Consider the following 9,998-nt stretch of genomic DNA (forward strand, 5'->3'; position numbering starts at 1 on the left):
CGGGGTATTGGTGGCGGTGGGCGGCACCGGCGTCCTCGTGGCGGTGGCAGGCACCGGGGTGTTGGTGGCGGTAGCTGCCACCAGGGTGCTGCTGGCCGTAGGCGCCGTCGTCGCGGTCGCGCCGCCCCCAATGGGGATGGTGGGCGCGGGCGCAATGGTGGGCGGCGACACGAGGTACGGGGTCGCCGATGGCGCGGGCGGTTGTGTTGCCGTCGGTGGCGCGCTCGGGTCTGCTGTGGCTGCCTCAGCCGCAGTGAGTCCTTGGTTGACATCGTTGAAGACTAACGATGTCTTTTTACCAACGCTATTAAGGACACCAGTAGTTACAAGTGCGATGAGCCCAATAAAGAGAGCGTACTCGACAATGGACTGCGCAGGCGACCGACGGCGATTGATCCGCGGGTTAGCGCGCGCCTGACTTCGAAGAGGGTTGTGTGCCATGCTGCCCTCAGGCGTGTGTGATCTCAGCAGCGCTGCTATGGCATCAGGGCGCGCGTTCCTGAGATCGGATGGTAGGATGAGAGTAAATGATGGGTGGGTCTTGGACGCAGGCGATGATCGTGGCCTTCTGGAGTCTCGCGCTCCCCTCTTCGCATATATGTGACATTTTAATGTTCTTATCTTATATGGCCGTAGTTACTGGCTTATAACCTGATCACAGGTCTATATACCCCTCGTTTTGCGGCGGCGCAGCGCACATTCCGCGCCCCGTGGATGGCGCACTCTCTATACTTATACATTCCTTATATTTTCATTAGAAGATATCAATTTTCATATCCGTATATATCTTTTTATTCACATATTTACGCGCATCGCCCTCACGCTGAGCGTGATCGTCGGTGTCGGGATGGGCTTTATCAGGGTGCCGCCCGACCCTCCGCGCGTCGCCGGGGATCTCTATGTGTCGGGCGCGCCCTAACAGCGCCGGGTGGTATCATACGGCGGCCTGAAGCTTATAGAAAGAGGACAGCGATGTCTGAGGAGCGCTTTCTGGTGACCGGCGCCCTGGGCTGCATCGGCGCCTGGGTGGTGCGCAACCTGGCCCGCGAGGGCGTGCCGACCACGATCTTCGACCTGGGCGGCAGCGCCCACCGCCTGCGGCTGGTGCTCGACGACGCCGAGCTGGAGCGGGTGCAGATCATCAAGGGCGACATCACCGACATGGCGGCGGTCGAGGCGGGCCTGGCCGAGTCGGGGGCGACCCGGATTATCCACCTTGCGGCGCTCCAGGTGCCCTTCTGCAAGGCCGACCCGTCCCTCGGCGCGCGGGTGAACGTCGTCGGCACGGTGAACCTGTTCGAGGCCGCCAAGCGGGCCGGCATTGGCCACCTGGTCTACGCCAGCAGCGTGGCGGTCTACGGGCGCAGCGAGGACTACGGCGAGGGTTCGCTGGGCGACGACGCGGCGCAGAGCCCGCGCACGCACTACGGGGTCTACAAGCAGGCCAACGAGGGCACGGCGCGGGTCTACTGGCTGGACGAGGGGGTGAGCAGCATCGGGCTGCGGCCCTACACGATCTACGGGCCGGGGCGCGACCAGGGCCTGACCTCGGGGCCGACGCGGGCGATGGTGGCGGCTGCTGCGGGCCGGCCCTACCACATCCCCTTCAGCGGCCGCCAGGGCCTCCAGTACGCCGACGACACGGCGCGGCTGTTCATCCAGGCCGCGCGGACGCCCCGCGCCGGCGCGCCGGTCTTCAACCTGCGCGGCAGCGTGGTGGCGATGGGCGAGATCGTCGCGGCGATCGAGGCGGCCGCGCCGGCGGCGCGGGGCCAGATCACCTTCGCCGGCCCGCCGCTGCCCTTCCCCGAGGAGCTGGACGACGCCGGGCTGCGCGCGGCCCTGGGCGAGGTGCCCTTCACCCCGCTGGTCGAGGGCGTCGCGCAGAGCGTCGAGCGCTTCAGGCAGGCCATCGCCGCCGGGCGCATGGACCCGGCCGGCTACCTGGGATGAGGCTCAGCGTGCGCTCGTAAGGGCGCAGCAGCGTCGCGCTGCTGCGCCCTTACGTCGTCAGCGAGGCAGCCCGATCGCGGCCATGGCCGCCTCCTCGTGGGCGCGCATGGCGGCGGCCTCATCGGGGCCGCGCTCGTGGTCGTGGCCGAGCAGGTGCAGGGCGCCGTGGGCGGACAGGTAGGCCAGTTCGCGGGCCGGCGCGTGGCCGTACTCGGCGGCCTGGGCCACGACCCGCTCGTAGGAGATGGCGATATCGCCCAGGTAGCGCGGCCCCTCGGCCTGGGCCACGAAGCCGCTCTCGGGGCCGTCGTCGGCGAAGGAGAGCACATCCGTGGGCGCGTCGACGCCCCGGTAGTCGCGGTTCATGGCGTGGATGTGGGCGTCGTCGGTGATCAGCACGCCGACCTCAAGCGGCGCGGCCCCGCCCTCGGCCCGCAGCACCGCCGCGATCGCCCGCTCGACCAGGGCCGGGTCGAGCCCCTCGGGCAGGCGGCCCTCCAGCCCCTCGGCGAGCGTCACCTCGATGATATGATCCATAAGCTCCACATCGCCTAAGGACGCAGCGCGCTGCGTCCTTAGGCGATCATCTTCAGCGGTATCTGCGCGCTAGCGGAGACCGGCCCCGCGCAGAATCTCAGCAACCTGTATGATCACATCGCGCTCGCGCTCAAAGGAGACCAGGCGCAGCGCGTCGTCGAGCGAGAACCAGCGCGCATCGTCGACCTCGGCCTCCTGGGGGCGCACCTCGCCGCTTGAGTAGCTGATCAGGAAGAGGTCGACATACTTGTGGATGCGCGAGGACCCGGCGCGGAACCAGTACTCGATCGTCGCCAGGTGCTGGACGATCTCGCCCGAGAGGCCCGTCTCCTCGGCGACCTCACGCAGCGCCGCAGCCTCGGCCGTCTCCCCGCGGTTCACGTGGCCCTTGGGCAGCCCCCAGCGGCCGCCGCGGTCGGTGGCGATCAGCGCCACCTCCGCCTGCGACGCGATAACCCGATAGATCACGCCGCCAGCAGAGTAGGCAGTGCGATGGAGGGTCGTTCTGTTGGCGTGTGAGGTCATGAATATCAGGCTTTCTTGGGCATGCGGGCGAGCATCGCATCCCAGTAGGTTTTTGTTGCGTAGCTGATTCGCTCCTCACCATGGCACAAAGGCACTATTGTAGGCATTATAGCATGCAACGCTTCTTGCGGGCTGCCGCCCCGCTGGCGGGGGCAGGGCTGTTGCGACGATACTGCTGGCAAACCCTGAATCGGCGGGCACGTGAACTGGGCTTGTCTGTGCAATGTGGCTCCGCGCGCGCTATGCTGTGCCCTACGGCGCGCTGGCGTCGGGCTGAGCGACACACACACGAGCATGCAACCTCGGCGCGCACGCTGCGTATCATGTTACGGATGCTCACCTTTAGGTGCGAAAGCCCAGGACGTTCACCGGCCGCGTTCCAGTGGAGCGGCGCCGGGTTCGGCATAAAGGGCAGGGCCGCCAGGCTGAAGACAAACATCGCCGCCACAACAAGGTAGAGTGCGCGAGGGTTACGCATCGTGTGCCTCCGTATCGCGCGTCGCCGGCGCCGCGCCGCCGACGCTAAAGAGCTGCATCATCTGCTGGAGCATCTCCTGCACGACGGTGGTGTTCAGCCGGTAGATGATCTTCTGGCCGTTGCGCGTGGAGGCCACCAGGTCGGCGGCCTTCAGCACGCTCAGGTGGTGCGACACGCTCGGCGCTGAGATCGCGAAGCGCGCCGCGATATCGCCGGCAGTCATGTCGCCCTCGTTGAGCATCTGCAGGATCGCCCGCCGCGTCGGGTCGGACATCGCCTGCATGGTTTGGGTGAGTGCGTTCTCCATAGATGTTTAGCCAACTGTCTAATTAGGCCACGGTCGAAGTATACGCCGGGGCCGGGCGTCGGTCAATCCTTCGCTGGGCGGATGTCTCCCCTCGCGTAACCTTCGTGTAACTACGCGTGATACTGTAGTGCTGAGCCGTGATCCTCACCGTGCATTTATCGCGCGCACCTGCGCGCTGTCAAAGGAGACACGCTGTGACCAACAAACAGAGCGATGGGTTCGACCCCACTGACCCCATCGGCACGTGGCGCACGATCCGCGATGCGAACCTCGACGCATGGGCCAAGGGCATGGCATCCATGGTCAACACCGAGTCCTTCTCCAAGGCGCTCGGCGTCCAGCTCGACACGATGCTCGCCGCATCTGCCCCCATGCAGAATGTCATGACGCAGTACATGGAGGCCTACCTCGCCCAGGCGAGCATGCCCTCGCGCGCTGAGGTGATCAGCCTGGCCCAGCGCATGACGAACATCGAGATGCGCCTGGATGACATGGACGCCCGGCTGGATGATATCCTCTTCGCCGTGCGCTCTCTGGCTGTGCCCGCGCCTGCTCCCGCCCCCGTCGCCCCCCCTGAGCTGCCTGTTGAGGCGGCGCCGGTCGCCGCCACCCCGGTCGCCGAGGCTGCGCCCGCGCCGGCCGCCGAGGAGGCTGCGCCCGAGTCTGAGCCGAAGTCGGCCCCGCGCCGCAGCCGTAAGCCTGCAACTGAGTAGCCGATGATCCGCCGGAGCCTGTGTCCGGCGTCGTACAACGCTATGATGTAGATAGCTATCGGCTATCGGCTATCGGCTATCGGCTATCGGCTATCGGCTATCTCATACTCGCGTACGGAGCAGATTATGACAACTATGCCAGACCCGATCCTGGACCCTGAGGTGATGACGAAGCGCTTCCTTGAGGAGCTCGACCGCTTCACCAAGAGCAGCGACACCTTCGCCAAGCTTGCCACGAGCCGCCTTGATATTAAAATCGGACAGACCCCCAAGACCCTTATCTGGTCGTTGAATAAGGCGAAGCTGTATCACTTCACGCCGGTGCTGCCGCCCGAACAGCGCCACCCGGTGCCGCTCCTGCTGATCTTCGCCCTGATCAACCGGCCCGACATCTTCGACCTGCGCCCCGGCAATAGCTTCGTCGAGTACCTGCTCAACCAGGGCTACGATGTCTATATGGTTGACTGGGGTCGCCCCGGCCAGGAGGACTCGCACTACACCTTCGATGACTATGTGCTGGAGTACATGCCCCGCATCGTCCGCGCGATGCAGCGGCACATGGGCAAGCGTGAAGATAAGGAGGCCGGCCCCTTCAACCGCTGGCTGACCACCGAGTACTACAATGTCGATGAGTTGGTGCGTCAGTATGGCAATATGCCCGGCTCGATGATCGACTATGGCAGCAAGATGCTCAAGCCGGTCGAGAACTTTATCAGCAACTACTTCAAGCTCTGGGATAACCTCGATAACCCGGCGGTCGTCGAGTCCTACATGGCGATGAACAAGTGGGTCACCGACCTGGTCGACTTCCCGGGCGGGGCCTTCCGCCAGTGGGTCGTCGAGTTCTACCGCGAGAACCGGCTGATGGAGGGCACCCTCAAGCTGCGCGGCGAGACGGTGAACCTGCGCAACATCCGCTGCAACTTCCTGAATGTGATCGCCGACAAGGATCACATCGTGCCAACCTGCCAGTCCACCTCGGTGATGGATAAGGTCGGCACGCGCGATAAGCTACTGCTGCATATGCGCGGCGGCCACATCGGCATGATGGTCGGCAGCGGCGCGAACAAGCGGGTCTGGCCGCAGATTGACGCCTGGCTGGCCAAGCGTAGCAACTAGGTCGTGTGATGGGGGCGTAGCTGCAGCTTCGCCCCCAGAGTCTTTTTAACAACATAACGTGCAGAGGAGCAATGTACCATGCGTCTCACGAACAAGGTCGCCTTTGTCACCGGCGGCGGGCAGGGCATCGGTCGTCTGACCGCCCTCACGTTCGCCCGCGAGGGTGCGAAGGTTGTTGTCGCCGATATTAATATGAGCGCGGCCCAGGCCGTGGCCGATGAGATCATCCAGGCCGACGGCCAGGCCCGCGCCGTCTTCCTCGACGCGGCCCGCTCCGAGTCGGTCGAAGTCGCCATGCGCACCGCCAGCGAGTGGGGCGGCGGCATCGATATCCTGGTGAACAACGCCGGCATCACCCGCGACGCCCGCATGCAGAAGATGACCGAGGATCAGTGGGACGCGGTGCTCGGCGTGAACCTCAAGGGCGTGTGGCTCTGTAGCAAGTACGCGGCCCCCTACATGATCGCGCGCGGCGGCGGCGCTATCCTCAACGCCGCCTCGGTGGTCGCCCTCTACGGCAACTTCGGCCAGAGCAACTATGTGGCCGCCAAGGCTGGCGTGATCGGCATGACGAAGACCTGGGCCCGCGAGCTTGGCCCGAGCGGCATCCGCGTGAACGCGGTGGCCCCCGGCTTCATCCAGACCGACATGATCGCCACGGTGCCCGATAAGGTGATCGAGTCGATGAAGGAGCGCACGCCGCTGCGCCGCATCGGCTACGCCGAGGATATCGCCAACGCCTACCTTTTCCTCGCCTCCGATGAGGCCAGCTTCATCACGGGCATTGTGCTCTCAGTCGACGGCGGCCTGATATTTTGATTACACCGTAGGGACGCAGCGCGCTGCGTCCCTACGGTGTAATCAACGGATCCCTGTGTCGCTACCCGATACTATCTCGCTCGCGCGGCAGCGCCTCCAGTCACTGGGGGCGCTGCTCGCGCGTCTGCGCCGCACCCCCCTGCGCGGCTGGCCACTGATCGAGCTGGGCGTCCCCGAGGCTGCGGCGGTCTATATGCTGGCCTTCCTGGGCTCCGCCGCCTTCGGGGTCGTCCGCCAGATCCTCTTTAACGCGCAGTTCGGCCTGAGCGACGCGGCCGGCGCCTACTACGCGGCATTCCGCCTGCCCGACACGATCAACACCTTGGTGAGCGGCGGCGCCCTCACCAACGCCCTGGTGCCGGTGCTCGTGGCCGCCTACGCGCGCGGCGGCGACGCGGCCGCCCGGCGCGTCCTCAACCTCGCGCTGACCGTCCTGCTCGGCGTTGCCGGCGCCCTCGGCCTCGCCGCAGCCCTGGCCGCCCCTGCATTTGTGCGCGTTCTGCTCGCCCCCGGCCTTGACCCGGCCACCCAGGCGCTCACCGTGAGCCTCACCCGGATCATGCTCCTTGAGGTGATGCTGGTGGTGGCGGAGAGCGGCCTGGTGGCCTTGCTGGTCAGCCGCAACCAGCTCCTGCTCCCCGCCCTCGCCGCAGTCCTGCACAACATCGCTATGATCGGCGGGATCGTCGCGGCGATGATCTTCCCGCAGGTGGGGATCTACGGGCCGACGGTGGGCGCCATCCTCGACGCGCTGATCAAGCTGGCCCTGCTGGCGCCGGGGCTGCGCGGGCGCGGCTACCGCCTCCGCCTGCTCTGGGCGCCCGGCGACCGCGACCTGCGCACGGCGCTGCGCCTGCTGGTGCCTAACGCGATCTCCAGCGGGGTGAACTACAGCGGGGTGATCGTGGACACCGCGCTGAGCACTCTGTCCGGCCAGGCGGCGGCCCTCGGCGCCATCCAGAACGCCTACCTGCTGGTCGGCCTACCCATCCGCATGCTCGGCGTCGCCATCGGCCAGGCCGCCCTGCCGCGCCTGTCGGCCCTGAGCCTGGCTGGCGACATGGCGGGCATGCGGCGGGCGCTGCGGCGGGCGCTGCTGGCGGCCTGCGGCATGGCCGCGCTGGCCGCCCTGGCGCTGATCGCCCTGGGCCGCCCGATGATCCGTATGCTCTTTGAGCGGGGCGCCTTCGATGTGGCCGCCGGCGACCTGACCTACCTGATGCTGGCGGCCTATAGCCTGGGCCTGCCGGCCTATGTGGCCACCGAGGTGCTCACGCGGGCGATGATCAGCCGCCTCGACACCCGCACTCCGCTGATCACCAACCTGCTCCAGCTCGGCCTGCGCGTGGCCCTGCTGCTCCCGCTGATCGGCCTGGTCGGCCCGGTGCTGGTGCCGCTAGTCTTCGCCGCATCCTCTGCCGTTGAGGCGGTGATACTTTACATCATTATGCGGCGACGACTCGCGTAGGGGCGGGCGCAGCGCGCTGCGTCCCTACATCTCTCCCGCCCGCGCCACGATCAGGGCCAGCAGGGCCGTGCGCGGCACGATGCTGTCGAGCCGGGTCGCCCAGGAGCACGTAGTTGCGCGCGTCGTTGCGGGCCATCCAGTGCCGCGCGAGCAGCTTTGGGCTGAGGGCGATCCCCATCTCTGCCTCCCCTAATTTCTGGGTCAGGGTGAGCGAGCGGGCGCCCTGGATGACATTGAACTGGTCGGTGGCGCTGCCCGCCGGCATGCCGCGCATGAGCCGGCCGAGCACATCCTCGAAGGGCTGGCTCTGGCTGTCGGCCCCGCCCTCGACCCCGCTGAACGAGTAGGTCCAGGCCCGCTCGATGTGGCCGAGCGCCGCCAGGGCGCCGTTGGCCAGCATGCGCTGTGGCAGCTGGGCCACAAAGGGGAAGGGCGCGATCTGTGTGCGCGTCTTGGCCTTGTCGAAGACGAACTCGTCGATCTGGGGGCAGCCGGCGCTGTAGCAGGCGAAGAGCAGCGCGATCATGCCCTCCACGTTCAGGTTGCTCATCTCGTCGAGGTCCGCGCCGGACAGCCAGTGCTCGGGCCGGATGCTGCCATACGCGAAGTCGGCGGTCAGCAGGGCGCCCTGGTTCATCACCAGGCGGGCCGGGTCGCTCATGGGCATGCCGATGCCGTGGGTTGCGCTGAAGAGCAGGGCCGGCGGCGCGCTGGCGCTCAGCAGCCGGCCGAGGTTGTCACGCGTGGCGTCGTCGCCCAGGTAGACCGTCGTGCTCATGCCCATCCTGGCGGGGATCTTGCCCGCCGCGCCGCTCCAGCTGATCAGCGGCGCGATCAGCTCGTCGGCGCTGCGCTCGGTCGAGGTGTCGCCCTCGTGGCGGGTGCCGAAGAAGGCGATCTCTGTGCGCTGGCGGCCGGCGTCGTCGGGGCGCTGCTCCCAGGCCACCACCCGCTCGGCGTAGGCCCGGTAGTCGTCGAGGCGGTGCTGGCCGCGCTCGTCGGTGAAGGCCAGCCGGCCCACCCCCCAGAACATATCCAGCTCGTACTGGAAGTCCCAGGGGATGAAGACCTGGTCACTGGGGGTGAGCGGGCCGGGGCGGCCGACGATCATCAGGTAGAAGGGCACGCCCCTGGTGGGGTCCACCGGGGCCTGGGATACGCCGCGGCGGGCGAGCCATTGGTCTACGCTGTCGCCGGAGCGCACCAGCAGCACCGGCGGCACCGTGACGCCCTCCCAGTTGAGGCGTTTGATCTGCCCCCATGGGTCATCGCTGGCATCCGACTGGGCGCTTGCTCTCATGGTCTTCTTTCCGCCGTCGGTGTGGCGGCTGAGCCATGCCCCGCAGGTCGTGTCGCCGCTCTGGAAGTCGAAGTCGCGCTTGCCGAAGCCCATCTGGCGCATCCGATGGTCGATCAGCGGCCAGAGCGCCTTGAGCACCGCCACATCCTCCTGGGCGTGGACCAGCACCGCCCAGCCGACCGCCTCGATCCGGTTCTGGTCATAGTCGGCGGTGACGCCATGATCCGCGATCATGTCGCCGATACCGCTGATGTTGAGCGCGCTCCTGATCGCCTCGGGGATGTCCGCTCTGAGGCGATCTTTCTTGTCGAACAGACTCTCGTGCTTGCCGTATGCTACGAGCTTGCTTTTGGCGCTCTCGTTAAACTTCGGCTGGCCGTAGCCGTTCAGCTCAACCTTCTCAGTCTCCGGCATCGCCACCGACACCAGGGTGGCCGCGTCGATCTTGAGCAGCAGGGTGCCCGTGGTGCCATCGATGCCGTTGGCGTAGAGCTCCTCGTTGTCCTCGCTCTCCCCGGCGCTCAAGAAGCTCAGCGAACCCGTATAGGCGGACGCAGCTACGTCTTCGCCCTGCTGATTCGGCGCGAGCTGTTTGGCCATCGCCTCAAGCTGCGCCACGCTCTTGCGGAGCGGCGCATCGTCTTCCATGGACCTCGCGAGTCGATCGGCCTGCTCCCGCATAAGCTCGATGGTGCGCTGGAGCGCCGCGGAGATGTCGCTGTTCGGGTCAGGTGACATGGTGTGTGTTCCTTCAATGGTGCTTAGGCATGTTTCAAACG

Annotated in this window: 9 protein-coding genes; 5 read left to right on the top strand and 4 right to left on the bottom strand. The window is 66.6% G+C overall.

Going from position 1 to position 9,998, the window contains the following annotated elements:
• The first annotated feature begins 972 nt into the window (after positions 1-972).
• A complete protein-coding gene (locus tag K2Z83_RS09545) occupies positions 973-1,953 on the top strand; it encodes an NAD(P)-dependent oxidoreductase (RefSeq protein ID WP_220594941.1) in 981 nt (326 codons plus the stop codon).
• 57 nt (positions 1,954-2,010) lie between these two features.
• Here the strand turns inward: K2Z83_RS09545 and ybeY are convergent, their stop codons facing one another.
• From ybeY to K2Z83_RS09560, 3 genes are all read right to left on the bottom strand, one after another.
• Positions 2,011-2,490, bottom strand: coding sequence for an rRNA maturation RNase YbeY (ybeY, locus tag K2Z83_RS09550; protein ID WP_220594942.1), 480 nt, complete (start codon positions 2,488-2,490; stop codon positions 2,011-2,013).
• A 69-nt stretch (positions 2,491-2,559) separates the two neighbouring features.
• Entirely contained in the window at positions 2,560-3,015 is a 456-nt protein-coding gene (locus K2Z83_RS09555; RefSeq protein ID WP_220594943.1) for an NUDIX hydrolase, read from the bottom strand.
• 470 nt (positions 3,016-3,485) lie between these two features.
• Complete coding sequence (locus tag K2Z83_RS09560) at positions 3,486-3,800, bottom strand: autorepressor SdpR family transcription factor (RefSeq protein ID WP_220594944.1); 315 nt, start codon at positions 3,798-3,800, stop codon at positions 3,486-3,488.
• Between the two features lie 194 nt (positions 3,801-3,994).
• Here K2Z83_RS09560 and K2Z83_RS09565 point away from each other — a divergent pair, with 194 nt between their 5' ends.
• The 4 genes from K2Z83_RS09565 (at position 3,995) to K2Z83_RS09580 (ending at position 7,919) form a co-directional block, all read left to right on the top strand.
• On the top strand, positions 3,995-4,513 hold the full coding sequence (locus K2Z83_RS09565) for a hypothetical protein (RefSeq protein WP_220594945.1): 519 nt from the start codon (positions 3,995-3,997) through the stop codon (positions 4,511-4,513).
• A gap of 126 nt (positions 4,514-4,639) precedes the next feature.
• Positions 4,640-5,632, top strand: coding sequence for a class III poly(R)-hydroxyalkanoic acid synthase subunit PhaC (locus K2Z83_RS09570; RefSeq protein WP_255603662.1), 993 nt, complete (start codon positions 4,640-4,642; stop codon positions 5,630-5,632).
• A 78-nt stretch (positions 5,633-5,710) separates the two neighbouring features.
• The gene (gene fabG / locus K2Z83_RS09575) at positions 5,711-6,451 is read left to right on the top strand and encodes a 3-oxoacyl-ACP reductase FabG (protein ID WP_220594946.1); all 741 of its coding nucleotides are present in this window, start codon (positions 5,711-5,713) and stop codon (positions 6,449-6,451) included.
• Between the two features lie 55 nt (positions 6,452-6,506).
• Positions 6,507-7,919: a lipid II flippase MurJ gene (locus K2Z83_RS09580; protein WP_370650122.1), complete on the top strand. Its 1,413-nt coding sequence runs from the start codon at positions 6,507-6,509 to the stop codon at positions 7,917-7,919.
• Here the strand turns inward: K2Z83_RS09580 and K2Z83_RS09585 are convergent.
• Positions 7,897-9,957, bottom strand: coding sequence for a C25 family cysteine peptidase (locus K2Z83_RS09585; protein WP_220594947.1), 2,061 nt, complete (start codon positions 9,955-9,957; stop codon positions 7,897-7,899). The two genes, K2Z83_RS09580 and K2Z83_RS09585, sit on opposite strands and share 23 nt — an antisense overlap.
• Positions 9,958-9,998 lie beyond the last annotated feature (41 nt).

The organism is Oscillochloris sp. ZM17-4, from assembly GCF_019599295.1.
Taxonomy (GTDB): Bacteria; Chloroflexota; Chloroflexia; order Chloroflexales; family Chloroflexaceae; genus Oscillochloris.